The sequence below is a fragment of the Micromonospora sp. NPDC048835 genome (assembly GCF_040649995.1).
Classification (GTDB): Bacteria; Actinomycetota; Actinomycetes; order Mycobacteriales; family Micromonosporaceae; genus Micromonospora.
This window is the reverse complement of sequence record NZ_JBEZGM010000009.1, coordinates 38,968-60,218: the sequence shown is the minus strand read 5'-3', so window position 1 is coordinate 60,218 and position 21,251 is coordinate 38,968. Positions and strand designations below refer to the sequence as shown.

The window sequence follows — 21,251 nt, the reverse complement described above, 5'->3', positions numbered from 1 at the left end:
GCGAAAGGGGCGGGGATGGCACCAACCTGGCTCGTGGCGCTCTCATGGGCGTCGCTCGCGGTCGGCGTGGTCAGCTTCGCGGTCGTCCTGGCCGACACCTATCTCCGCGGTCACCGTCAGCCGGTCCGGGTCATGGAGATCGTCTGGCTGGTGACAGTCCTCTACGTCGGTCCGGCAGCCGTCCGCCTCTACTGGAACTGGGGTCGGCCCGAGGCGTTCTCCCGACGACGGCGGGAGGGTCTGCCGCGCCGGCCCCGCCGGGGCATCGTCGTCACCCACGTGTCCCGCTGCGGCGCCCACTGCGCTCTCGGCTTCATCGTCGCCGAGATCGCCCTGTACGCGGTGAGGTTCGACCCCGCCGAGGACCCGCTGTGGGTCGACTACGCCGGGGACTACCTGATGGCCGTGACGATCGCCGTTCTCTTCAGGTACTTCGCCGGGCCGGGTCGCAGCCTCGGCAAGGTCTGGCGCGCGCTGTCGAGCGTCGGCAGGATCGAGCTGTTGACCATCAGCGCCTTCGAGTTGGCATTGTTCGTGTGGCTGACGCTCGCGCACCGTGTGGTCCTGCCGGAGCCACCCCTGCGACCCGACAGCGCCACGTTCTGGTTCGTGGGTCAGATCGGGCTGATAGCGGGGTTCGTCGCGGCCTGGCCGACCGCGTCCTGGCAGCTCGGCCGAGGGTTACGGATCGAGCCGCGCCGACTCCCCTTCGACTGAGCAGGCCCGAACGCCCCGACAAACGACAAGCGGCAAGGAGATCACTCTCCCTGCCACTTCTAACGTATATCGCACCTGGGGGCTTGTGGCAAGACCCCGGTCGTGGCGCAGAATCAGCGGCCGGACCAGCACAAACGAGGTAACGGGGGCGCGACGTGGGTGTGTTGTCAATGGACGAGGGCCGCGGCGAGCGGGCACCGCTTGTGGATCTTCGGGAGGTCGACGAGACGCGGGTGTCGGTCGTCGGCGGCAAGGCCGCGCACCTGGGCGCGCTGTCCCGGATCGACGGCCTCCGGGTACCGGCCGGGTTCTGCGTGACCACTGCCGCCTACCGGCGGGTCGTGGGGCAGACGCCGTCGATCGACGACCGGCTCGGTCGGCTGTCGGGGCTGAGCCCGGACGACCGGGAGGCCATCCGTACGCTCAGCGCGGAGGTCCGCCGGAGCATCGAGGGCACCCCGATTCCGGACGACCTGGCCGCCGCGATCACCGACGCGCTCGCCCGCTTCGGCGAGCAGGCCGCGTACGCGGTGCGGTCGAGCGCGACGGCGGAGGACACGCCCACGGCGTCCTTCGCCGGCCAGCAGGACACCTACCTGAACGTGGTGGGGCCGGAGGCCGTCCTGCGGCACGTCAGCCGGTGCTGGGCGTCGCTCTTCACCGAGCGGGCCGTCGTCTACCGCCTGCGCAACGGCATCGACCACCGGACGGTTCAGATGGCTGTCGTCGTACAGCAGATGGTTTTTCCGGATGCCTCCGGCATCCTGTTCACGGCCGACCCGGTGACGGGCAACCGGAAGGTCGCGACAGTGGATGCCAGCTTCGGTCTCAGCGAGGCCCTGGTGTCCGGCCTGGTGAACCCGGACGTCTTCAGCGTGCGCGACGGGGAGGTGGTCGCCGGTGCGGTCGCCGCCAAGCGGCGCGCCATCACCGCGCTACCCGGCGGCGGGACGCGGGAGGTGGCCGTCGACCCGCAGCGGCAGGAGCAGCCGGCGCTGACCGAGGCGCAGGTGCTGCGGCTCGTCCGGCTCGGGCGGCAGATCGAGGCGCACTTCGGCCGCCCACAGGACATCGAGTGGTGCCTGGTCGACGACGACTTCCAGATCGTGCAGAGCCGGCCGATCACCACCCTGTTCCCCGTGCCCCCGGCCGGTGATGAGGCGAACCACGTCTACCTGTCGGTCGGGCACCAGCAGATGATGACCGACGCCATGCGGCCGCTGGGGCTCTCGATGTGGCAGTTGACGGCGATGGCTCCGATGCTGGAGGCCGGCGGGAGGTTGTTCGTCGACGCGACCCGGTTGCTGGCCGCGCCCGCGGGCCGCGCCACCTTCCTGGAGATGATCGGGAAGTCCGACCCACTGACGCGCGACGCGTTGCAGACGCTCCTCGACCGCCCGGACTTCCTGGCGACGACGCCCACCGGCGACGGTGGTCCGGCACGGCTGACGACCGGCGGTGTGTCGATCGAGGCCGACCCGACCATCGTGACCGACCTGATCGGCCGCAGCGAGGCGTCCCGCACCGACCTGCGGCGCGACATCGCGGCGGTGAGCGGCCCGGCGCTGTTCGACTTCCTGCTGGAGAAGGCCTTCGCGGAGCACAAACGGGTCCTCAGCGACCCGCTCAGCATGCAGGCGATCATGGCCGGCATGGAGGCCACCTGGTGGCTCAACGACAACCTCGGCGAGTGGCTGGGCGAGAAGAACGCGGCGGACACCCTCACCCTGTCCGCGCCCGGCAACATCACCTCGGAGATGGGGCTGGCGCTGCTCGACGTCGCCGACGTGATCCGGCCGTACCCGCAGGTCGTGGCGTTCCTCCAGGCTGTCGGGGACGACGACTTCCTCGACCGGCTGCCCACGGTCGCGGGCGGGGTCGAGGCGCGCGAGGCCATCGAGGGATACCTCGACCGGTACGGCATGCGCTGCGTCGGCGAGATCGACATCACCAGGCCACGGTGGAGCGAACGCCCTCGCACGCTCGTGCCCGTGCTCCTCGACAACGTCAGGCTCTTCGCGCCGGGCGAGGCCGGGCGGCGCTTCGCGCAGGGCCGGCAGCAGGCGCAGCAGAAGGCGCAGGAGGTGTTGACGCGCCTGCGGGCGCTGCCGGACGGTGAGCAGAGGGCCGACGAGACCACCCGGATGATCGACCGGGTGCGGACCTACATCGGCTACCGGGAGTACCCGAAGTACGACATCGTCAGCCGCTATCTCGTCTACAAGCGGGCCCTGCTGGCGGAGGCCGAGCGGCTGGCGGAGGCCGGCGTGCTCACCAGCGTCGACGACGTCTTCTACCTGACGTTCCAGGAGTTCCACGAGGTCGTCCGGTCACAGAAGGTGGACCACGAGCTGCTCCGGCGGCGCCGGGAGGAGTTTCGGTCGTACCAGGCGCTCACCCCACCCCGGGTGGTGACCTCCGACGGTGAGGTCGTCACCGGGGCGTACCGGCGCGACGACGTGCCGGCCGGCGCCCTGGCCGGCGTGCCGGTGTCCGCCGGTGCCGTCGAGGGGCGTGCCCGCGTCATCCTGGACATGGCCCAGGCCGACCTGGAAGCGGGTGACATCCTCGTCACCGCGCACACGGACCCGAGCTGGACGCCGCTGTTCGTCGGCATCGCGGGCCTGGTGACGGAGGTCGGCGGGTTGATGACACACGGCGCGGTGATCGCGCGGGAGTACGGCCTGCCGGCCGTCGTCAGCGTGCTCGACGCCACCCGGCTGATCCGCGACGGGCAGCGGATCCGCGTCCACGGCACCGACGGGTACGTCGAGATCCTGCCCTGACCGACGGCGCCGGCCACCCGGGTGGTCGTCGTCGATCAGGGCCGCGGATCCTCGCGCGGCCGGAGCAGTCGAGGACCGGCGCTCCCTCTGCCAGCCGGTTTCGGCGTACGGCGCCGTTTGAGCAGCTCATGGATGACGCCCCAAAGCCCGACGAAGGAGAGCGCTATCCCGCCGAGCGCGGGCAGAAACTCCGCCCCGCCTCGGGACACCCACAGCCGGCCCTGCTCCGGGGCATCGGGTGAGTAGAGGACGGTGACGGAGTCACCGTCCTGGTAGAGGGAGCCGCTGCTGGAGACCAACTCGTTGAGCACAACCTGCCGTCCATCAGGTACGGCGTACTGGAACTCGTAGTACGTACCCTTTCGGTTGGCGCGTGCCGGCGTCTCCGTTGAGCTGATCAAAGTGGCGGTGGTGTAAACCTCCCCCGGCCAACCTCGACCATCCCAGACGATGGTGACGCCGAAGCCGGTCAGCAACAGGCCACACAGGACTGCTGTGAGTGCGGCCCGTTGCGCCGATACACCTGTGGGACTGCGGTACTCCGGCATGGCCGAGAGGATATCTGTGGCCCGCAGAGGGGTTGTCGGGTAGGCACAACGATGCGTGAAGTCGGGGTGTCCGAGTAGGCGGGACACCCCGACTTACCGGCAGGCGAGTGGCCGCCGACACCGAGCGTGCGGGTGTCCGGCGACCGCTGCCCGCCCCTTGGTGCGGTCACGCCGAGGCGGTCGCCTGGCCCACCGGGAAGCGCACGCCGGTGAGGTCCTCCGACACCGCCCAGAGACGTTGCTGCACGCTCACGTCGTAGGAGTCGGCGCTGGAGGTGACAAGCCTCGGGGAGCCGCGCAGCTCGCCGAGGCCGTCGGGGCCGTAGTACTGACCGCCGAGGACGGCCGGGTCGGTGGCGGCCCGCAGGGTGGGCAGCGCCCCCGCCGTCGCGGACTGGGTGATCAACGGGGCGAGCCAAGTGACCGGTTGGCGGACGAGCGCCGGGGAGTTGCGGACCAGTTCGGTGTTGGAGACGCCGGGGTGTGCGGCCACCGCGACGGTGGTGCCGTGCGCGGCGAGGCGGCGCTGCAACTCGTAGGTGAACATCAGGTTGGCGAGCTTGGACTGGCCGTAGGCGGCGACCCGGCTGTAGGAGCGCTGCCACTGCAGGTCGTCGAAGTGGATCGCGGCGCGGATGCGGTGGCCGGCGCTGCTGACCGTGACCACGCGTGAGCCGGACACCGGCAGCAGCAGGTCGAGCAGCAGGCCGGTGAGCGCGAAGTGGCCCAGGTGGTTGGTGCCGAACTGCATCTCGAAGCCGTCGCGGGTGGTCTGCCTCGGGGTGTACATCACGCCGGCGTTGTTGATCAGCAGGTCGATCTGCGGGTGCGCGGCGCGCAGGCCGGCCGCGGCGGCGCGCACCGATTCCAGCGAGGTCAGATCCAGTTCCTGTACGGAGACGTCGCCGCCGATCCGGGCGGCGGCCAGCTTGCCCTTCGCCGTGTCGCGTACGGCCAGCACCACCGACGCTCCGCGCTCGGCGAGCCGCCGGGCGGTCTCGAAGCCCAGCCCGGTGTTGGCGCCGGTGACCACGGCCACCCGGCCGTCCTGGCGCGGAATCTGCTGCTCGGTCCACTTCATCTCAGGCTCTCCCCTATGTACCGCCGGTAACTTATGCTCGAAACGGTAATGTACCGCCGGTACGCTGTCAAGGGACCGGCGGTACCTAAGCTAGGGTGGGCCTCATGACGTTCCAGCGGGCACGCAGCGAGGAGCAGCGTGCGGTCCGGCGCCAGGCCATCCTGGAGACGACCTCGGCGATGCTCGACGAGATGCCGGTGGCCGAGGTGACACTCAACGAGCTGAGCCGGCGCGTCGGCTTGGCCAAGACGGCCGTGCTGCGTTACTTCGAGTCCCGCGAGGCGGTGCTGCTCGACCTTCTGGACGACCGGACGGCAACCTGGCTGACCGGGCTGGAACAGGAGTTGGCCCAGGGTGTCGACCCGGGCCGGTCCGCGCTGGAGCGGGCGGAGCAGGTGGCCGACGTGATCAGCCTGTCGCTCTCCGCCCAGACGGTGCTCTGTGATCTCTTCGGCGCGCAGGGCGGGGTGCTGGAACACAACGTCTCGGTCGAGGTGGCCCGCCGCCACAAGCGGGCCGCACTGGCCAACCTCGCGGTGATGGCCGACCTCGTCCGGCGGCACCTGCCCGAGGTCGGCGACCAGGGCGAGCTGTTCTGCCTCCAGGTCCTGCTCATCAGCGGCTCGTTGTCCGCCTACAGCACACCGCCACCCAGCCTGCTCGCCGTCTACGAGTCCGAACCGGCGCTCGCGGTCTACCACATCGACCTGCGGACCGCCCTACGCATCGCAATCACCACGTCACTGGTGGGCATGCTGCCGCGCTCCTGAGTCGCCGCGCGGAATTTCGCTGGCCCTGACGCTGCTCGCGGTCTAGCGTGGCCTGCCGTGCTCTCACACGAACAGATAGTCGGACGGGCCCTGGATCGGATCGGGGCAGGCTACGTCTTTCCCGAGAAGGTCGCGGACATCGACGCCGCGATCCGGCGTCGTCTCGCGGCGGGCGAGTACGACGGCCTGCACGGGCCGGCGCTCTGCGAGACGGTCACCGCCCACCTTCAGCAGGTGTGCCCGGACAGGCACCTGCGGCTGTTGTGGTCGGACCAGCCGCAGTCGCTGGATCCAGCGGACGAGGACGGCGGGCGGGCCGCGTTCCTCGCGCTGCTCAGGGCGGAGAACCAGGGGATCCGCCGGGTCGAGCACCTGGACGGCAACGTCGGGTTCATCGACGTGCGCCGCATCGCGTACGCCGACGAGGGTGCCGCCGCGATCGGCGCGGCCCTGCAACTGGTCGCCCTCAGCTCCGCGCTCGTCCTGGACCTGCGCGCCTGCTCCGGCGGCACACCGGAGGGAGCCGCGATGTGGTGCAGCTACTTCTTCCGCGACGACCAGGTGCACCTCAACGACTTCTACGAGCGGTCCACCGGCGCGACCCGCCAGTTCTGGACGACCGCGCACCTTCCCGCGCCGCGTTACGCCGACCGTCCGGTGTACGTGCTGACCAGCGCGACGACGTTCTCCGGGGGCGAGGACGTGGCGTACACCCTGCAGGCGCACGGCCGGGCCGTCGTCGTCGGGGAGACGACGCGCGGCGGCGCGCATCCAACGGCCCGCTACCCGGTCACCGAACACATCCTCGTGACCGTGCCGACCGCCCGGACCATCAACAGCGTCACCGGCACCAACTGGGAAGGTGTCGGAGTGGTGCCCGACGTGCCCGTCCCGGCGGAGCAAGCACTCGACAGAGCGCTCAAGGCCATCTCAGCCGCATAGGCGCGACAGGCAGCTAACCAATGTCGACCGTTTCACGCTGCCGTACGGCGGCGCGTTGCCGCCGGACGGACCGTAGACCCACGTAGGCGACCGCGCCGGAGGCCAGGTACAGCAGGGCCTGCACGTTGAGCACGAGTACGACGCTGAGCACGTCGCCGAGCAGGCCGGCGGCCGCCATGCCCAACCCCTGCGACGCGTTGAAGATCGCGTAGTAGACGCCGAAGGCCCGACCCAACTCGGTGTCGGGCACGCTCTGTTGGATCTGCGCGAAAGCTCCGCTGGCGTACGCGATGCCCGGCGCGCCGACCAGGATGAACAACCCGATGTACCACTGCGGTTGACGGGTGACCGTCGGCCCGTTCCAGATGACCAGGCTGATCAGTGCGAAGGTGGTTGCTCCCAGGCTCATCAGCAGACGCGGACTGAACCGGGCGCCGAGCATGGCGACGACAAGCCCACCCGCCACCCCGCCGATCGCCTGGACGCCGCGCAGCACACCGGTGAGGGTGCCGTCGGCGTGCAGGGCGCGGCTGACGAAGACCACGAAGAGAACCACGAACAGGCCCTGCGCGATGCCACCCAGCGCCACACTGACGATCGTCACCCGCACGGCGCGGTTGCGCAGCACCGCCGTGAGGCCGTGTCGCCACGCGGTGAGGAACGATGACGTCCGGTCCAGGGTCGCCGGCTCCGCAGCGGCGTGGTGGGCGGCCCGGCGGGCGGCGGCGATCAGCGCTCCCGCGATCACGAAGGTCGCGGCGGCGCCGACGGCCAGGTAGCGGGTGCCGTCGCTGGTGATCGCGAACCCGCCCAGCGAACCTCCGACGAGACGTCCCACGCTGATGTTGAGCGCCACCACGCTGTTGGCCCGCACCAGGTGCGCGGGCTCGATGAGGCGTGGCAGCGCGGCGTTGCGGGCGGAGTCGAACGTCTGGGTCAGCACCGCCTGGCCGCCGGCCACCACCGAGATGATCCACAGATGGTGGCGGTCGGGTTGACCGAGCAGGGGGATCACCACCGCTGCCTGCAACACGGCGACGCAGCTCATCAACCGGAACCTGTCGAAACGATCGGCGAGAGCACCGGCGAACGATCCCAGCGTGATGCCGCACAGCAGCTCGACGAGGAAGACGGCGGAGGTGGTGAGCGCCGAGCCGGTCACCCCGAACACGTAGATCGGCAGCCCGGTGAGCAGCAGCCAGCTGGCCACGCTGGAGAACAGCCCGGCAACCCAGACGAGGGCGAAGCCGCGGTGTCGCAGCAGCGCCGCCATCTCAGATCAACTCCGGCGTGGGGTACGCCTGCAGGTTGAGACTGACCGGCCGGGCGCCGCTGGGGGGCGTGGTGCGCAACGGGCGCAGGTACGGCCGGATGACGGCGTCCAGCGTCAGCGTGAGGTGCCGCAGCTCCTCCGGGGTGAGCGCGAGCGTGTAGTTGTGGAAGGTGGCGCTCTCCTGCCACTCGTCGGTCAGCTTGTGTCGTTGCTGCTGGTAACGCTGCAACGACTGGAACATCTCGTCGACCCCCAGGGCGGTCAGCGCGTCGTTGATCTGCTGCCCCTCGGCATCGTCGGGGTCCGGGAGAAACTCGAACCCGGTCGCGGCTGCGCGCCACGGTCGGTCACGCTGGTTGGTCCCCTCGGCGGGAACTCGCTCGATGAGGCCGTGCCGGGCCAGTTGACGCAGGTGGTAGCTGCAGTTCGCGCCGGTGTCGTCCAGGGCCTCGGCGCACTGCGCGGCGGTTCTCGGGCCGGCGGCCAGTAGGTAGCGCAGCAGCCGCACGCGCAGCGGGTGCGCGAGCGCGCGCAGCTTGGTCGCGTCCTGGATGCGCACCCGGCGCTCCGGCTCGTTCGGCCCCATCAGCACTCCCTATCGAAAGACTCCTTTCGTTTATATCTCCCCTCAGTCATTTTCCGCAACAAGTCTTTCGGGTTTGCCCAGTCGCAAAGCAGCTCGGGGTTGGTCACCTGCCCCGCCGTGAGCGACACCCTGTGGCCGCGGCGGGACCGTGCCGGGTCCCGCCGCGGTGTCGTGCTCCCGCCCGCCGGGAACACCGCGTCAGGCAGTCGCCATCCCCCGGGTGGCCAGCTCACTGAGGGACGCGACGCCGTTGTCGCCGAGCGCCTTGCGCGCCACGGCGGGCTCGGCCAGCTCGAACACCTCGACGAGGAGGGTCGGCGATCCGGACCGGCGGCGAATCCCGTCGATCTCCTGCCGGTCCGGGTTGAACGGGAGCGCCGGCCACTGGCCCGCGGTCGCCTGCCAGTCGGACGAGACTGCCACGACCAGGCCGTCGAGCAGGGACGCGTAATCCTCCGAGCTGATCGCCCGACCCAGCCCGTACCGCTCCCGCAGGGCGAGAATCTCGGCCGGGACCTTCGCTCCGGAGTAGGTGTCGTTGATGCCGAGCCACCAGTGGGCAAAGTAGGTGCCCTGGTAGCCCTGGGCCAGGTAGCGCGACCCGTCGTGGTGCACCTCGATGACGAAGTTGTGCACCTGCGGGAACTGGCAGTCGAGCAGCAGGACGGTAGCGGCGCTGGCGGGCTCGGCGAGCAGCGCCTTCTTGAGCGCGTCGCCGCCGCCGGCCCCGTAGCTGTCGTGCGACAGTCGGACGGGCCTGCCGCCTGCGGCGCTCAACTGCTCACGGATCTGGAACGCCGCCAGTCCGCAGTTGGCCCACCTGCGGCTCTCGTCGCGCAACGCGATCTGCGGGTCACCGGTCTTGCCCGTGCTCCCCAGCGCCTCGTTGAGCTTCAGCAGGTCAGCGCCGTCAACGGCCTGGTCGCGATGCCGCTGGCTGTTGTCGATGGCAAGCGCGGCGTCGCGCTTCGCGTACCCGGTCGCGGCGGTGACGGCCTCGGCCCACGTGCCGAAGCTCTGATCGGGCTTGAGCGCGCTCTCCGACCAGTTGATCAACGCACCAACGACCTCGTCCCGCAGGCCGCTGGGCATGAGCGGTTCGATCCTGGTCAGGATGTCGACGCACGCCTTCTCGTCGGTCTCCAGGTTGGGAATCTGACCGTTCGGTGGGTAGGCGTCCTTCTCCTCCGCGATGATCAGCATCCGAACCTCCACAGTCCACTGTGTACCGGCCGCCCCCACGGCGAGCCGGCTTTCAGGTTGGACCCTGGATGAGGGAGTGGACACGCAACGTCGGACTTCCGTCCCGGGCCGCGGTGCGTAGCGCGAGGTCGGCACCACACGTGTCGGAGGTTTGACCGAAGCGAACGTCGACCCCCGGCCCGCCGCCTCTACCGGGCGGCCTTGCCAGAGAGGGATCGCGGGTACCGGAAGGCGCCCAGCAGGGCGGTGACCACGCCAGCCAGCAGCAGGATCCGCACCCCGTGGAACACCACGGCGTCACCCGTGGAATCCGGCGGGAAGACGTCCTTGACGAGCAGGCCGCCGCCCACTCCCAGCCCCAGGCAGACATGCATCGCGGCCCGCAGGCGTGGAAGGAACTGCGGGCGGCCGAAGATCCGGGGCGCGGCCACGCCCCCACGGCTCCGGACGAGCAACACGGCGGCCATGGCCAGGTTGGCCGCGGCGCACACGACGGCCAGGACCACGTCCGCGGGTTCCATGAGGCCAGACGCTAGCGCACCCAGGCCCGCGCCAACGGCCGCCAGCGCCGAGGCCGACCAACGGCGAGAGTTCGACTCAGGCTTCATGACGTCGGGGTGTCGACGGCGTCGGAACAGACCGACTTCCGTGAAGGCGAGTAGATCGTGCCCGTCGCGAGGGGCAAAGCATGCCTTCGCAACCCGGGACATTAACAAAATCAAGATCGCCCTCTTGAAAGTTAAGGAATTTCGGGCTTAAGCTTCAAGTATGACAGAGCAGGCGATGGACTGGCAGGAACTCACCAGCCTGACGCGGGGGCAGCCGTTCGTCGTCGAGCGGGTGCGCCTGGCGAGCAACGGCGTGGCGATCGAGGGCGAGTTCGGGTTACCGCAACTGGCTCAGCTCAACGTCGAGGACCAGGTCTTCGTGACGGCGTTCGTGCGCTGCCACGGCTCGATCAAGGAGATGGAACGCATCTTCGGGGTGAGCTACCCGACGATCAAGTCGCGGCTCAACCGGATCACGCAGATGCTCGACTTCGTCGAGACCGACCCCGCACCGTCACGGGCCGACATCATCGACCGGCTGCGTCGCGGTGAGATCACCGCACAGCAGGCGTTGGCCGAGTTGGACGGCCGATCGTGATGCCGCAGTTGGTGACCGTCAAGGTCGACCGCCCGGATCGCCGGCCCCTCCGCTTCTGGGTTCCGGTGCTCCCCGTGGCGCTCGTACTCCTGCCGGTCGTGGTTCTGGTCGTCCTCGCGGCGATCGTGGCCTGCCTCGTGTTCCGCATCCGTGTGGTGCGGGCTCTCGGCGCCGGTTGGCGCGTCATTTCCGCGCTGCCCGGCGCCCGCTTCGACATCGGCAGGGCCGCCTGGCCGTGCTCGTGGCCATCAGTTAGGAGAGGTTCGCATGACCGAACAACGCAGGGACATCCTCGACATGCTTGCCGCTGGCAAGATCACCGCGGATGAGGCGGAGCAGCTCATCGCCGCCCTCGAACGGGGCCAGGCGCCGGCGGTCGCAGGTCACGACCTCCGGCCGAAGGGCACGGTGAAGTATTTGCGGGTGATGGTGGACGCCACCGACAACCTCGAACCGTCACGGGTCAACGTGCGGGTGCCACTGCAACTGCTGCGGGCCGGCGTACGGCTGGCGGCCCTGGTGCCGCCGCAGGCCCTGGTCAAGGCCAACGCCTCGCTCAGCGAGTCGGGCGTGCCGATCGACCTGACGCAGCTCAAGCCCGAACAGTTGGAGGCGCTCGTGGAGCACCTCGACGACGTGACGGTGGAGGTGGACTCCCCCGATGCCACCGTGCGTGTCTTCTGCGAGTAGGTGCCGTCCGACGAAGACGGCCCCTCGAGAGGGTGCTGGAACACCCTCCCGAGGCTGCGCCCGCCGCAGCAGAGCACAGGTGAACTGCCAACCTGGAGTCTAGCCACGCCGGTACGTCAGCGGAGGGACCACTCGGACGGGTGGTCCCTCCGCTGCGTCCCGCCGACCGGTCCGCATCTCCTCACCGCCCGCGTCGTTCGCCTACCCCGGCGGCGAGTCGGTGCTCGACCGAGGGGACGCCCCCGTTCGTCACCCGCCGGAGCGCCCACTCCGCCGGCCCGTACCGGTGATGACGCAGCCACCACGCGCTCACCGCGAGCTGCGCCGCGAAGATCAGCAATGCCAGCCCGGTCGTCCCGACCGGCGACACGCTCCCGGCCAGGCCGAGCCCGATCCCGCTGAAGATGAGCAGCCCCAGCAGCGACTGCCCCAGATAGTTGGTGAGGGCGATCCGGCCCGCCGGCGCCAGGGCCGACCGCACGAACCCGAACCGCGGGCTGTGCATCATCCGCAGCAGCGTGGCCACGTACGCGGCCGTCAGCAGCGGGGCGGTCGCCGCGCTCACACCCACGGCCAGTGACTCGCCGTTGCCGCCGCCGAGCGCGTACGCCACGCCGCCCGCGACACCCACGGGGAAGCCGATGAGCTGGATCCGCCGCAGCACCGGCTCGTGACCGCTGACGCCGGCGAGGAGCCGCCGTCGGCCGGCGACCATGCCGAGCAGGAACATCGCCAGTGCCGTCGGCCCCTGGAACGTCGTGGACTGGAGCACCAGCAGGGGGAGCCCGGAGAGGTGGTGACCGATGACGTCGCCCCATCCGCCGAGCATCGCAGCGGTCGCCTTCTCGGCGTTTGCCAGCGCCTCGGCGTGGGTCGGCAGGAACGCGGACGAGTCCACGAAGAGCCCGCTGGCCAGCAGGCTCAGCAGCACGAGCCCATAGAGCACGCCGGCGACGCGCAGCGCCGTGCGGTCGCGGACCCGGCGCATCGCGAGCAGGGCCAGGCAGACCACCGCGTACGTCATCAGGATGTCGCCGCCGTACAGAAGCACGGTGTGTAGGGCGCCGAGGACGAAGAGGCCGGCGATCCGGCGCAGCATCCGCGGCGCGAACGCGGCACCCGCGCGCCCCGCCGCCTCCATTTGCAGGGTGAAGCTGTATCCGAACAGGAAGGAGAAGAGGATGTAGAACTTCATGTCGACGAACACCGCGGACAGGAACCGCGCCGCGTCGTCGAGGACCGACGAGAACGCCGGGTCCGTGATCAGGTTGCCCGGGTAACCGGAGGCCATGAAGGTGATGTTCACGACGAAGATCCCGAGCAGCGCGAAGCCCCGCAGCGCGTCGAGGTCGTGCAGGCGTTGCGCGGCGCTCGACCGGCTCGTCGTGGCGCCGATCGCGCCCGCTGACACGTCCATATGCTTCTTCTCCCCGTTCGGCCCGACGACAGCTTTAATTTACAGGAGATACTATCCATGGGACACAATGTGCCGTCAATGGCCGATGACGTGCCCGCGGACCTGGCGCGGCTCTGGCGACTGCCGACCTCCGCACGGCGCGGCCGGCCCGCCGAACTCGACGTCGAACGGGTCGTCGGCGCTGCGGTGGACCTGGCGGACCACGAAGGGCTGGACGGGGTGACCCTGCAGAAGGTCGCGCAGACACTCGGCTTCACCAAGATGTCGCTGTATCGGCACGTGGGCTCGAAGGAGGAACTCGTCGAGCTGATGACCGACCACGCCACCGGGCCCGCCCCCCGGCTGGACGCGGACGTGTGGCGTGACGGCGTGCAGCGCTGGGCAGCCGCGATCCGCGCCCGGTACGCCGAACACCCGTGGCTCGTGGAAGTTCCAATCGCCGGCCCACCCCGAGGACCGAATGCCGTCGGCTGGATGGACGCGTTCCTGCGGGCCCTGCACGACACCGGCCTGGACCCGAGGACGAAGGCAGGCGTACTCGTCGTCGTCAGCGGTTACGTGCGCAACGCGATCCTGCAGGGCCGGCAGATGGCGGCGGGCCGCAGCGGCACCGGGCTCAGCCAGGCCGACGTCGAGCAGAACTACGGCCGCGCCCTCGCCGCGCTCGTGCACCCGGAGCGCTTCCCCGAGGCCGCGCCGCTGTTCGCGGCGGGCGCATTCGAGAGCGAACCGGGCGAGGACCCGGAGGACCAGGATTTCACCTTCGGCCTCAACCTGATCCTCGACGGCGTCGAGGCCGCCATCGCGCGGCGCACCCGCTGAGGGGCGTCCCGCTGACGAGGATCCTTCAGCCGGGCCAGCACTGGCTGAGGCGATAGCCGATCCCGTGGCTCGTCAACGCCCCACCCATGTAACCGGCGAACAGTGGCTGGACCTGGGCGGGGACGATCGCATGCGTGGTCAGCAGCGCCTTGATCCGCTCGGCCGCGCCCTGCGCCGCCACCCCGGAGTCGATCTGCGCCTCCCGCCAGGTCACCGGCGTGCCATCGCGAAGACGCAGGGGCACCCCGATGGTCACGCCGACGACGATCTCGATCGGCGGCCCGAAGGACGAACCACCGTGGCGGAAGACCACCGCCCGCACACAGCCGGTCTCCTGCCAGTTCTCCCCGGTGGGACGAAAGATGAAGACGCTGGGATCGACCACGTCGGTGGTGGGCGTCTCCTCTTCCGATTCCTGGGGTTGCGGGTGGCTCACCGGCTCGGGACGTTTCTCCGGGACGGTCTGCTGCGGAATGGACACGTTCACGGGAACAGTCGCCGGCACGAACGGAACGATCTCCGGGTGATAGGTGCGATACACCGTCATCGTCTCCTCCTGGTCCGTCTCCAGGATGCCGGTCTCGGGGTTGTGGTGTGCGGTCCCGACGACCTCCCCGGCCGAGTTGACCAGCCACACCGTGTCGTGGGTGGGTGCCCCACCACCACCTGCGCCGCCGCCTCCGCCGCCTCCGCCAACGTGCCGGAGCCAACGCAGATCGTCGAAGATGGAACCACCGGATCGCTCGGGATTGGCCCGAGCCGTGACGGGATCGTTTCCGTGCTCACCATCGGCCATGTCTCACATTAGAAGCGGCGCGAGGCGAAATTCCATCGGACGGACGCCAAGGTGACACCGGTACGCGCCTGACGCCGCCGCCGATCAGGATTCGCGCTTGGCCTTGGTGCGACGGGTCCGCCGACGCGGGGTGTCGTCGCCGCCGGCCAGCCGGGTGAAGGTGAGCATGTTCGCCAGCGCCACGGCGACGATCGCGAGGCCGACCTGGATCGCGAGCACGACCCAGTCCCAGCGCAGCACCCAGACCTTCACGCCGGCGTCGTCGTCGATGTGCAACGCCCTGGCGACGACGGTGCCCAGCACCGCCGAGCCGACGCCGAGAACGAACGTGGCGAAGACGCCGATCCGCTGCCTCCCCGGCAGGATGAGTCGTCCGAGCAGGCCGACGAGTGCGCCGATGAGCACCGCGCCGAGATAACCGGTTACCAGCATTGCCGTCTCTCCCCTCCAGCAGTACCGGGATACATGCCCGGATCTCACGTTCCCGGAAACCCCATCTCGATCATGGCCCGGGAGATGTCACCCTGATCCACTAGCCTGGCGAGGCTTTCACCCCTGGACAAAGGACACTCATGGCCCGCCCCTACACACCCGGCCCGAAGCAGTTCGTCTTCGCTGCCGGCGACGGCAACGATCACCACGTCTCGGTGGGCGACCCGCAGGAGGCGTACGTGGCGTTCTCCGCGTTCTTCCGGGGCCGGGAGTCCGACACGTACACCATCACCGACCAGCCGGCGAAGCAGCGTCTGGTGCTCATGCCCCGCCTCGGGGTGATCTCCCGGGTCGCTGACGGGGACCAACCCCGGTCGGAGCACCTGAAGATCGACAGGCCCAACCGCTACCTGCCGAGCGCGATGCTGTTCTTCGAGAACGGATACTCCGGCCTCGACCACTTCGGCCAGTGGTTCGCCGACCTCGCCGACCTCGACGCGTCACCGGAGGCTCGGGGCGCCGCTCGCGCCGCGACGGTCACGACGGAGGCGGCGGCGATCGACGAGGTGGGCCGGATCTGGGCGGATTCCGGCTACGTCGACCCGACCGACAGCTACTACATCTTCTTCGACTCGAAGGACATCGACGACGACCGGGCCGACCGCGCCGAACTGCTCCAGTTGATCGATTTCCTCGGCCTGGAACGGGTCGACGCCCCGGCCGAGGCCGCCGGTGGCGAAGTCTGGGTGCGCTCCGACCCACGCCTCGACGCCGAATGCGAACAGTGGTCGTGACGGGCCATCTGCGCCCTTCTCTTTCACGGCCGGTTCGGGCACCGTGGGCGGGTGAGTGAGTACACCGCGGCGGACATCACCGTCCTGGAGTTCGACGAGTCGGTGCGCCGCCGACCAGGCATGTACTTCGGGGCCGACCCGCACCTGGCCACAAGCGTCCTGACCGCCGTCGTCATCGCGTCCCTCCACCCCGGCCCGAAGGTCGCACCCAGCGGCCCGCCCGAGGTCACCGTGGAGATCCTCGACGACCTCGCGTTCTCGACAACCGACAACTGGCCGACCGGTCCGGGCGGTTCGACCGACGGCTACCACGGGTCCGTGCTGACCTCCTACCGCTGGGTCCACGCCGCGGCGGCCGCGGTGAGCACCCAGACCACGATCGAGACCTGGCACGCGGGTCACGCCCTGCGTCAGCAACTCGCCGGCCTACGCCCCGCCGGACCTCCCCACCACGTCGACGCACCAGGTGGCACCGGCACCACACTGACGTTCCGGCTCGACCCGGCCCACTTCACCGCGTCCGCCCTCGACGCCCCCACCCGCGACCTGCACGCCGAGGGCTGCTGCGACATTCCCGGACGGTTCCGCCTCCGCGACGGTCGCCCGGGGTGAGGCTTACGACCCGGGCAGGGTGGCGCGTTCCGCTAGCGTCACCAGTTGTTGCGCGCTGGCTGGCACCACCGGCTACGGGTCCGACTCGGCCATCGCCTGGAAGGAGACATAGAGCGATGATGAGCGTGCTCTTCGACGGAGGTGGAGAGTGGTACATCAGGGGTGCCACGTTCGATCTCATTGTTGAGTCGGTGCCAGCCGGGATGATCACTGACGACGATCTGAACCTGCATCTACTTCCTGCCAGCGCGATGGGATATCTCAACATCGGCACCTTGGGGTCAGAACACGGCGGCAGAATACGCGCCGCCCTGTACGCCGGCGCAGAGCGGTGCATGAGTCAGGTCGGCAAGGATCGCCCCGACCTCATCACGTTCTACGAAGGGTTGCTGACGTCTGCCTCCGGGCCGAACAGTCCTCGGTAGCCCTCCGGTCCATCGCGGCCCGCCCGGGACCGATCCGGCGTGGTGATGAATTCCATCGTCGCGCCCCACGGCGACTGAGTCTCACCGGGTAAGGCCGACAAGCGTCGCCAGTCGCGCCACGCCGGCCGGCGCCGGCTGCGCGCGGGCGACATCGGCGATGAGGGTACGCGCCAGAGGCCGGCACCGAACCTCGGCCGGCGCGACACTGTCCGCGTCGACAAGCGCCCTCGCCGCCCCGCGCACGTCACCCACCTGGAGGTACGCCCGCGCGACATCGACCAGGTACGCACCCCGATACTCGGCCGGCAACCGCCCGCCGTACCACGCCTGAGTGTCAGCCGGCTTCCGAGCCTCGATCGGCAATGATGGGCGGCACCGCTCGGCAGATGAGATCGAGGACGTGCAACAACCCATCTGGAGAGGCAATGTGACTCAGCGCTCGCAGCACCAGAAGGGCCAGTGTCCCGTCTGTAAACGCACCGTGGCCCTCACCGCTGACGGAAGAGTTGCACGGCACAACGGCACCATTCGTGCCTACGCCCCGCCCGAGGAGTGCCCCGGAGGTGGACAGCGCGCGAAGGCCACCGGGTCATGAGCCCGGTCCTGGAGTTCCACGCGGGGGTCCGCCGCTGGCCGAGCCTGCCGGTAGATGGCGGCCTGCGGCTGGGCGACCATCCCGCCGATGTCATGTCCGTACACGGCGTTAGCCCTCCGTGACGGCGTTGATCTTTATGCCATTCACCGGCACCAGTTGCTGGGTGAACCCCTTCAAATGTTGGCGTTCGAACAGAGTTCGCGGCCAACGCTCAGGGCTGGTCGAAATCGGTGGCGATCGTGATGTCGCGCCAGGCGTCGATATCGCTGCTGTCGCCGCCACGAACCGTCAGTTCGGCCATGGTTGAGCGGTTCGATCGGCAGACTTACCCGAGAGGGCGAGTGCCTGGCCGTGGCTGACGGCGTAGCCGGCGAGCTGGTCGGCGTGGTTGACAAGGAGTTCCGACGTTGAGTGACACGGATCTTGGCGCCCGCAGCGACCGGGGCAGTGAGTACGCCGACCTTTCCCGCCTGGTCCGAAACGCGGGCCTCCTCGACCGACGACCCCGCCGCTACGCGGCGCGGGTGACGGCGGTGCTGGGTGGTCTCGTACTGCTGGGCGTGCTGTTCGTGCGGCTCGGGTCGTCGTGGTGGCAGACGGTCACTGCAGCCGGCGTCGCGGTGCTCCTCGCGCAGCTGGCGTTTCTCGGTCACGACGCCGGGCATCGGCAGATTTTCCGCTCTCGCCGGGCGAACGACGTGGTCGGCCTGGTGTGCGCCAACCTGGTGACCGGGATCAGTTTCGGCTGGTGGGTCGACAAGCACAACCGCCACCATGCACATCCGAACACCGAAGGCCGCGACCCCGACCTCATGGTGGCTCCGCTGTCCTTCACAGCGGGTCAGGCGGCGGCGCAGCGCGGCCTACGGGCGCTGTTCGTCCGGCACCAGGCGACGCTGTTCTTCCCTCTGCTGCTGGCGGAGGGTCTGCATCTGCACGGCGCCAGCATCCGGGCGGTCGTCCGTCGCGGCGGACTCAGGCGTCGACGAACCGAGGCCGGCCTGCTCGTCGTGCATTTCGCCGGCTACCTCGGGGCGGTGTTCCTGGTCCTGAGCGGGCCGCAGGCGATCGTGTTCATCCTGGTCAACCAGGCCGTGTTCGGCCTCTACCTGGGCAGCTCCTTCGCCCCGAACCACAAGGGCATGCCCATCCTGACCGAGGCCGACAACCTCGACTACCTACGCCGGCAGGTCCTCACCTCCCGCAACGTGCGCGGCGGCCCGCTCATCGACGCACTACTCGGTGGGCTCAACTACCAGATCGAACACCACCTCTTCCCCAGCATGCCCCGCCCCAACCTCCACCACGCTCAGCCGCTGATCCGTCAGTTCTGCGCGAAACACGACATCACCTATTGCGAAACGACCCTCATTCAGTCCTGGGCTCAAGGGCTGGCACACCTACGGGCAATGGGCGCCGGAGCGACCCGAGCGGGCAACCACTGAGACTGGTTGGCTACCGATCGTTGTGCTTGATCTTGCCGGGCCTGCTTAGCAGCGGGTCATCTGCCACGTCACCTTCGTCACGTTGACCGGTATATACAGGTCGCCCCCGGCCCCGCCAGCAGGAGCACAGGTCTTGAAGGGAATCGACGAGCCAAAAGCGAACCCGGATATCACGGCGTCGCGGCCTGTGCCGTTGTAGAAGTTGAATCCCTGGATGCTGCCGGTCCACTCGCTGTTGGTCGTCAGAGACGGCGTCTCCACGGGACCCTGCGGCGGGTGATTCCAGTTGGGCCAGATACAGAGCATGCCCTGCGGGCAGTTCCCGGACCCCCAGCTTTGTATCGACACTCCGGGCGCTGCCGCCGAGGCGGCGGGGGCGGGGGCAGCGGCCAGCATGCCTGCGACGGACGCGGCTATGGCGATGGATTTCAACAGCACGGTTTACCTACTTCATATCGATGCTCGTCTTTGTAGATTTAAACTACCTGCGGAAATTTGACAGGTCAAGCGACTGAACGAGATGCCGATCAAGGAGAGCCAGGCCGGCGTCGCTCTCACCCACAGGCCGGTCGGCGGGTCAGGCCGACCAACGTGGCCAGTCGCGCCACGCCGGCCGGCGCCGGGTTCGCGCGGGCGATCTCGGCGATCACCGTACGCACCAACGGCCGGCACCGAACCTCGGTTGGCGCGACGCTGTCCGCGTCATATGCACGATCCCGGGTCTTCGGCCGAGCCGATGATGACGTAGAGGGCCCGCCGCAGCCGTGCGACCTCGGCCGCCGGGATGGACCGGACCGCATCGGCCTCACGAGCTTCGGTGCCAGCAGCGATAGCCGCCCGCGCCTTGTCGCCCTTCGGGGTGATGGCGACGATGCGGACCCGCCGGTCTCGCGGGTTTATGCGCCGTGAGACGAGTTCCATGCGCTCGAGCCGGTCGATCTCCGCTGTCACAGTCGTCTTGTCCATGCCGAGGGCTTGCCCGAGTTCGACCTGGGTGAGATCGGCGCTCTTGTGCAGGGCGCTGAGGACGATGTGGTCGCGCAGCGACAGGCCGTGCCGTTCTGCTTCCGCGCCGACGAGTGCGTGCATCCGCTGGGCCGCCCGGTGCAGCAGCCACGTCAGCTCGGAATCGGGCCCCGGCCCCAGGGTCGGGCGCTGCGGTGCCTCGTCGTCGATCGTCGGATCGGTGCGGCTCGAGGCGGGTGAGGCAGGCATGGTCACAGTGTCACGCTGGGGAACCGGGACGGCAGGAGCGGGATGCTGTCGTAGGCGGCGACATCGTGGGCCGGAACGACCTGCATGACGCGACTGACGGCGATGCTGCGTTGCAGGCCGAGCCGGACGGTTTTGGCGTCGATATCGGCGACGCGACGCATCAACCAGGGGCGTTCCGCACCACGGGAAATACCGTCCATCTGCCAGGTGAGGTCGCCGATGAACGCGTACCGCTTCCCGGAGGGCAGCGTGACGAACACGACGACGGAACCCGAGGTGTGCCCGGCGGCGAGGGCCACGACCACGGAGCCGTCGCCATAGAAGTCGAAGCTCGCCGGAAAGCCGAGATACTCCGGGCCGTCGAAGGCGTACTCCCGGATCTCCAGGCCTTGCGACACCGCGCGGAACACCCTGCCGTGCGAGTCGTCGGCGCCGTAGCGGATCTCGGACTCGTTGATCCACACCGGCACTCGCAGGGAGTCCAGGCCGCTGACGTGATCCCAGTGCACGTGCGTGACGAGCACGCCCAGAAGCCGGGACCGGTCATAGCCGGCCGCGTCGAGTTGCTGCGCCGCGGTCCGGCTGAGCCGGTAGGGGGCACGCTCCATGCGCGCCAGCATCTTGATGTGCTCCGCCACGTGCTCGCCGAACCCGGCGTCGATGAGCAGGTCGCCCTTCGGGTGGGAGACGAGCACGGCGGTGGCCGCGAAATCACGCTTGTCCCGTACGGACCCTCCGGTCACGGCGAACACCGCTCGCGTCGTATAGGTGCCGGTGGGCAGACGGTACAGCGCCATGTCCGCCGGCGGAGTCGCCTCGGGCAGCCGGCCTGTCCAGTATGAGGACGGTGAGATGACCACGCCCGAACCGTACGATCCAGGAACGTCCGAGTCAAGACCGTCCGAGTCAAGAGGATTGGCCCGACTCGCAGAGATCGGCAGCCGGGAGAGCAACAT

At 69.3% G+C, this 21,251-nt stretch carries 24 protein-coding genes; 11 read left to right on the top strand and 13 right to left on the bottom strand.

Annotation, left to right across the window (positions count from 1 at the left end):
- Positions 1 to 15: 15 nt before the first annotated feature.
- Both AB0C15_RS13170 and rph read left to right on the top strand, forming a co-directional pair.
- Complete coding sequence (locus AB0C15_RS13170) at positions 16 to 717, top strand: DUF4396 domain-containing protein (protein WP_357351421.1); 702 nt, start codon at positions 16 to 18, stop codon at positions 715 to 717.
- 170 nt (positions 718 to 887) lie between these two features.
- Positions 888 to 3,503, top strand: a complete 2,616-nt coding sequence (gene rph, locus AB0C15_RS13165) for a rifamycin-inactivating phosphotransferase (RefSeq protein WP_357351420.1) — start codon at positions 888 to 890, stop codon at positions 3,501 to 3,503.
- Positions 3,504 to 3,538: 35 nt separating this feature from the next.
- Here the strand turns inward: rph and AB0C15_RS13160 are convergent, their stop codons facing one another.
- Positions 3,539 to 4,051, bottom strand: a complete 513-nt coding sequence (locus AB0C15_RS13160; protein ID WP_357351419.1) for a DUF3592 domain-containing protein — start codon at positions 4,049 to 4,051, stop codon at positions 3,539 to 3,541.
- A gap of 166 nt (positions 4,052 to 4,217) precedes the next feature.
- On the bottom strand, positions 4,218 to 5,132 hold the full coding sequence (locus AB0C15_RS13155) for an SDR family NAD(P)-dependent oxidoreductase (protein ID WP_357351418.1): 915 nt from the start codon (positions 5,130 to 5,132) through the stop codon (positions 4,218 to 4,220).
- 104 nt (positions 5,133 to 5,236) lie between these two features.
- Here AB0C15_RS13155 and AB0C15_RS13150 point away from each other — a divergent pair, with 104 nt between their 5' ends.
- Entirely contained in the window at positions 5,237 to 5,902 is a 666-nt protein-coding gene (locus AB0C15_RS13150) for a TetR family transcriptional regulator (RefSeq protein ID WP_357351417.1), read from the top strand.
- 57 nt (positions 5,903 to 5,959) lie between these two features.
- Positions 5,960 to 6,844 (top strand): S41 family peptidase, encoded by an 885-nt coding sequence (locus tag AB0C15_RS13145; RefSeq protein ID WP_357351416.1) that lies wholly within the window; start codon positions 5,960 to 5,962, stop codon positions 6,842 to 6,844.
- A gap of 13 nt (positions 6,845 to 6,857) precedes the next feature.
- On the opposite strand, the gene AB0C15_RS13140 is transcribed toward AB0C15_RS13145, so the two are convergent.
- From AB0C15_RS13140 to AB0C15_RS13125, 4 genes are all read right to left on the bottom strand, one after another.
- Positions 6,858 to 8,117 carry an MFS transporter gene (locus AB0C15_RS13140; RefSeq protein WP_357351415.1) on the bottom strand — a complete coding sequence of 420 codons (1,260 nt, stop codon included), beginning with the start codon at positions 8,115 to 8,117 and terminating at the stop codon, positions 6,858 to 6,860.
- 1 nt (position 8,118) lies between these two features.
- On the bottom strand, positions 8,119 to 8,703 hold the full coding sequence (locus tag AB0C15_RS13135; protein WP_357351414.1) for a helix-turn-helix domain-containing protein: 585 nt from the start codon (positions 8,701 to 8,703) through the stop codon (positions 8,119 to 8,121).
- Positions 8,704 to 8,901: 198 nt separating this feature from the next.
- Positions 8,902 to 9,906 (bottom strand): hypothetical protein, encoded by a 1,005-nt coding sequence (locus AB0C15_RS13130; protein WP_357351413.1) that lies wholly within the window; start codon positions 9,904 to 9,906, stop codon positions 8,902 to 8,904.
- 188 nt (positions 9,907 to 10,094) lie between these two features.
- Entirely contained in the window at positions 10,095 to 10,427 is a 333-nt protein-coding gene (locus AB0C15_RS13125; RefSeq protein WP_357351412.1) for a hypothetical protein, read from the bottom strand.
- Between the two features lie 247 nt (positions 10,428 to 10,674).
- Between AB0C15_RS13125 and AB0C15_RS13120 the strand changes: the two genes are divergently transcribed.
- Both AB0C15_RS13120 and AB0C15_RS13115 read left to right on the top strand, forming a co-directional pair.
- The gene (locus AB0C15_RS13120; protein ID WP_357351411.1) at positions 10,675 to 11,052 is read left to right on the top strand and encodes a DUF2089 domain-containing protein; all 378 of its coding nucleotides are present in this window, start codon (positions 10,675 to 10,677) and stop codon (positions 11,050 to 11,052) included.
- Between the two features lie 267 nt (positions 11,053 to 11,319).
- Positions 11,320 to 11,742 (top strand): hypothetical protein, encoded by a 423-nt coding sequence (locus AB0C15_RS13115; RefSeq protein WP_357351410.1) that lies wholly within the window; start codon positions 11,320 to 11,322, stop codon positions 11,740 to 11,742.
- Between the two features lie 181 nt (positions 11,743 to 11,923).
- Here the strand turns inward: AB0C15_RS13115 and AB0C15_RS13110 are convergent, their stop codons facing one another.
- Complete coding sequence (locus AB0C15_RS13110; protein WP_357351409.1) at positions 11,924 to 13,159, bottom strand: DUF418 domain-containing protein; 1,236 nt, start codon at positions 13,157 to 13,159, stop codon at positions 11,924 to 11,926.
- A 78-nt stretch (positions 13,160 to 13,237) separates the two neighbouring features.
- On the opposite strand from AB0C15_RS13110, the gene AB0C15_RS13105 reads away from it, so the two are divergent.
- Positions 13,238 to 13,981 carry a TetR/AcrR family transcriptional regulator C-terminal domain-containing protein gene (locus AB0C15_RS13105; protein ID WP_357351408.1) on the top strand — a complete coding sequence of 248 codons (744 nt, stop codon included), beginning with the start codon at positions 13,238 to 13,240 and terminating at the stop codon, positions 13,979 to 13,981.
- 25 nt (positions 13,982 to 14,006) lie between these two features.
- On the opposite strand, the gene AB0C15_RS13100 is transcribed toward AB0C15_RS13105, so the two are convergent.
- Both AB0C15_RS13100 and AB0C15_RS13095 read right to left on the bottom strand, forming a co-directional pair.
- Positions 14,007 to 14,777: a hypothetical protein gene (locus tag AB0C15_RS13100; protein ID WP_357351407.1), complete on the bottom strand. Its 771-nt coding sequence runs from the start codon at positions 14,775 to 14,777 to the stop codon at positions 14,007 to 14,009.
- A gap of 84 nt (positions 14,778 to 14,861) precedes the next feature.
- Positions 14,862 to 15,209: a GlsB/YeaQ/YmgE family stress response membrane protein gene (locus tag AB0C15_RS13095; protein WP_357351406.1), complete on the bottom strand. Its 348-nt coding sequence runs from the start codon at positions 15,207 to 15,209 to the stop codon at positions 14,862 to 14,864.
- 140 nt (positions 15,210 to 15,349) lie between these two features.
- On the opposite strand from AB0C15_RS13095, the gene AB0C15_RS13090 reads away from it, so the two are divergent.
- The 3 genes from AB0C15_RS13090 (at position 15,350) to AB0C15_RS13080 (ending at position 17,040) form a co-directional block, all read left to right on the top strand.
- Complete coding sequence (locus AB0C15_RS13090; RefSeq protein ID WP_357351405.1) at positions 15,350 to 16,003, top strand: hypothetical protein; 654 nt, start codon at positions 15,350 to 15,352, stop codon at positions 16,001 to 16,003.
- Positions 16,004 to 16,054: 51 nt separating this feature from the next.
- A complete protein-coding gene (locus AB0C15_RS13085) occupies positions 16,055 to 16,615 on the top strand; it encodes a hypothetical protein (protein WP_357351404.1) in 561 nt (186 codons plus the stop codon).
- 116 nt (positions 16,616 to 16,731) lie between these two features.
- Positions 16,732 to 17,040: a hypothetical protein gene (locus tag AB0C15_RS13080; RefSeq protein WP_357351403.1), complete on the top strand. Its 309-nt coding sequence runs from the start codon at positions 16,732 to 16,734 to the stop codon at positions 17,038 to 17,040.
- Positions 17,041 to 17,121: 81 nt separating this feature from the next.
- Here AB0C15_RS13080 and AB0C15_RS13075 read toward each other — a convergent pair whose 3' ends face one another.
- Entirely contained in the window at positions 17,122 to 17,349 is a 228-nt protein-coding gene (locus AB0C15_RS13075; RefSeq protein ID WP_357351402.1) for a hypothetical protein, read from the bottom strand.
- A 693-nt stretch (positions 17,350 to 18,042) separates the two neighbouring features.
- On the opposite strand from AB0C15_RS13075, the gene AB0C15_RS13070 reads away from it, so the two are divergent.
- Complete coding sequence (locus AB0C15_RS13070; RefSeq protein ID WP_357351401.1) at positions 18,043 to 19,080, top strand: acyl-CoA desaturase; 1,038 nt, start codon at positions 18,043 to 18,045, stop codon at positions 19,078 to 19,080.
- A gap of 45 nt (positions 19,081 to 19,125) precedes the next feature.
- Here the strand turns inward: AB0C15_RS13070 and AB0C15_RS13065 are convergent, their stop codons facing one another.
- From AB0C15_RS13065 to AB0C15_RS13055, 3 genes are all read right to left on the bottom strand, one after another.
- Positions 19,126 to 19,518 (bottom strand): hypothetical protein, encoded by a 393-nt coding sequence (locus tag AB0C15_RS13065; RefSeq protein ID WP_357351400.1) that lies wholly within the window; start codon positions 19,516 to 19,518, stop codon positions 19,126 to 19,128.
- A gap of 264 nt (positions 19,519 to 19,782) precedes the next feature.
- Positions 19,783 to 20,295: a MarR family winged helix-turn-helix transcriptional regulator gene (locus AB0C15_RS13060; RefSeq protein ID WP_357351717.1), complete on the bottom strand. Its 513-nt coding sequence runs from the start codon at positions 20,293 to 20,295 to the stop codon at positions 19,783 to 19,785.
- A gap of 2 nt (positions 20,296 to 20,297) precedes the next feature.
- The gene (locus tag AB0C15_RS13055) at positions 20,298 to 21,155 is read right to left on the bottom strand and encodes an MBL fold metallo-hydrolase (RefSeq protein WP_357351399.1); all 858 of its coding nucleotides are present in this window, start codon (positions 21,153 to 21,155) and stop codon (positions 20,298 to 20,300) included.
- Between the last annotated feature and the right edge of the window lie 96 nt (positions 21,156 to 21,251).

Bases quoted from the DNA above. Each gene is read 5' to 3' on its own strand.
- AB0C15_RS13170 (WP_357351421.1), top strand. From the start codon at position 16: ATGGCACCAACCTGGCTCGTGGCGCTCTCATGGGCGTCGCTCGCGGTC.
- rph (WP_357351420.1), top strand. From the start codon at position 888: ATGGACGAGGGCCGCGGCGAGCGGGCACCGCTTGTGGATCTTCGGGAG.
- AB0C15_RS13160 (WP_357351419.1), bottom strand. From the start codon at position 4,051: ATGCCGGAGTACCGCAGTCCCACAGGTGTATCGGCGCAACGGGCCGCA.
- AB0C15_RS13155 (WP_357351418.1), bottom strand. From the start codon at position 5,132: ATGAAGTGGACCGAGCAGCAGATTCCGCGCCAGGACGGCCGGGTGGCC.
- AB0C15_RS13150 (WP_357351417.1), top strand. From the start codon at position 5,237: ATGACGTTCCAGCGGGCACGCAGCGAGGAGCAGCGTGCGGTCCGGCGC.
- AB0C15_RS13140 (WP_357351415.1), bottom strand. From the start codon at position 8,117: ATGGCGGCGCTGCTGCGACACCGCGGCTTCGCCCTCGTCTGGGTTGCC.
- AB0C15_RS13135 (WP_357351414.1), bottom strand. From the start codon at position 8,703: ATGGGGCCGAACGAGCCGGAGCGCCGGGTGCGCATCCAGGACGCGACC.
- AB0C15_RS13130 (WP_357351413.1), bottom strand. From the start codon at position 9,906: ATGCTGATCATCGCGGAGGAGAAGGACGCCTACCCACCGAACGGTCAG.
- AB0C15_RS13125 (WP_357351412.1), bottom strand. From the start codon at position 10,427: ATGGAACCCGCGGACGTGGTCCTGGCCGTCGTGTGCGCCGCGGCCAAC.
- AB0C15_RS13120 (WP_357351411.1), top strand. From the start codon at position 10,675: ATGACAGAGCAGGCGATGGACTGGCAGGAACTCACCAGCCTGACGCGG.
- AB0C15_RS13115 (WP_357351410.1), top strand. From the start codon at position 11,320: ATGACCGAACAACGCAGGGACATCCTCGACATGCTTGCCGCTGGCAAG.
- AB0C15_RS13110 (WP_357351409.1), bottom strand. From the start codon at position 13,159: ATGGACGTGTCAGCGGGCGCGATCGGCGCCACGACGAGCCGGTCGAGC.
- AB0C15_RS13105 (WP_357351408.1), top strand. From the start codon at position 13,238: ATGGCCGATGACGTGCCCGCGGACCTGGCGCGGCTCTGGCGACTGCCG.
- AB0C15_RS13100 (WP_357351407.1), bottom strand. From the start codon at position 14,777: ATGGCCGATGGTGAGCACGGAAACGATCCCGTCACGGCTCGGGCCAAT.
- AB0C15_RS13095 (WP_357351406.1), bottom strand. From the start codon at position 15,209: ATGCTGGTAACCGGTTATCTCGGCGCGGTGCTCATCGGCGCACTCGTC.
- AB0C15_RS13090 (WP_357351405.1), top strand. From the start codon at position 15,350: ATGGCCCGCCCCTACACACCCGGCCCGAAGCAGTTCGTCTTCGCTGCC.
- AB0C15_RS13080 (WP_357351403.1), top strand. From the start codon at position 16,732: ATGATGAGCGTGCTCTTCGACGGAGGTGGAGAGTGGTACATCAGGGGT.
- AB0C15_RS13060 (WP_357351717.1), bottom strand. From the start codon at position 20,295: ATGCCTGCCTCACCCGCCTCGAGCCGCACCGATCCGACGATCGACGAC.